Origin of the sequence: Corynebacterium sp. HMSC074A01 (genome assembly GCF_001831515.1) — a bacterium.
Taxonomy (GTDB): Bacteria; Actinomycetota; Actinomycetes; order Mycobacteriales; family Mycobacteriaceae; genus Corynebacterium.
Map to the genome: position 1 here is coordinate 48,668 of NZ_KV825631.1, position 517 is coordinate 49,184.

The 517-nt window shown below is 69.6% G+C and carries 1 CRISPR repeat array.

Features of this window, described 5'->3' with window-relative positions:
* Positions 1-2: 2 nt before the first annotated feature.
* A CRISPR array of direct repeats spans positions 3-516; the repeat unit is 26 nt; unit sequence GGCTCATCCCCGCCTGCGCGGGGAGC.
* The last annotated feature ends 1 nt before the right edge of the window (position 517 follow it).

Below are 517 nucleotides of genomic sequence, written 5' to 3' on the forward strand. Positions count from 1 at the left end.
GGGGCTCATCCCCGCCTGCGCGGGGAGCACTCAGCCGGGAAAATCACCTCAGGCTTGCCAAGGGGCTCATCCCCGCCTGCGCGGGGAGCACTGCTTCACAGTTGCGCCAACACGGATAGTGCGCGGCTCATCCCCGCCTGCGCGGGGAGCACGCGTCGGTGGTGGAAATGTCGTCGCGGTCGATGGGCTCATCCCCGCCTGCGCGGGGAGCACACCACAGCCGGGCCGTAATGCACCGCCACAGACGGCTCATCCCCGCCTGCGCGGGGAGCACGAAATGCGCATCTGGCGCAACGACCTCGGCATCGGCTCATCCCCGCCTGCGCGGGGAGCACGAGGATCGCTTGCCGCTTCTTGATCGCGATGCCGGCTCATCCCCGCCTGCGCGGGGAGCACTGCTTGTGCAGGCACGCGCCACACCACAGTTCGGGCTCATCCCCGCCTGCGCGGGGAGCACTGTTGGTGGCAGGGTTTGCAGAGGGTTTGGAGGGGCTCATCCCCGCCTGCGCGGGGAGCA